Raw genomic sequence first — 500 nt, forward strand, 5'->3', positions numbered from 1 at the left:
TGGCCGACCGCTGGGGCGTGCGGCTGTACGAGGACCACAAGGTGACGTGGTGCGAGTTCGGAGGGGAGGGGGTGGCGGGGCCGCTCACTCCGGACGGTGGGCCGTCGATGGAACGCGCCGACGCTCTGCTGGACGTCTACGCGACCTTGAAGCCGCCGGCGTGCTCGTACGACCGCGAGTCCGGCAGGGTGCGCCGGCGGGTCGAGGAGGAGTCCGTGATCGGTATCGTCACGGACCTCCTCCACCGACTGCGTGCCCACGGCGGTGACGTGGACCGGGTCCTGGACTGTGCGCAGAGCCGCCTCGAAGCGGCTCTCCGGTGAAGGTCGGCGCAGGTCGTCCTTCCTGGCCCTGAAAACGGGTGCGCGGGACGAGGTCCGTCAGCCTCGCAGGAATGCGTAAATGGCGGACGCTATCGCCTTCCCGAGAGGAATCGGCACCGCGTTGCCGATCTGCGTGGCGATTTCCGTCTTCGTCCCGCACCAGCGGAAGTCGACGGG

General features: G+C 69.2%; 1 pseudogene. It reads left to right on the forward strand.

From position 1 onward, the window contains the following. Positions 1–323 (forward strand): annotated as a pseudogene (locus CCN29_RS33990) (ATP-binding protein); the annotation flags it as partial. Between the last annotated feature and the right edge of the window lie 177 nt (positions 324–500).

The organism is Streptomyces pseudogriseolus (genome assembly GCA_002154585.1).
In the GTDB taxonomy this organism is placed as follows: Bacteria; Actinomycetota; Actinomycetes; order Streptomycetales; family Streptomycetaceae; genus Streptomyces; species Streptomyces pseudogriseolus.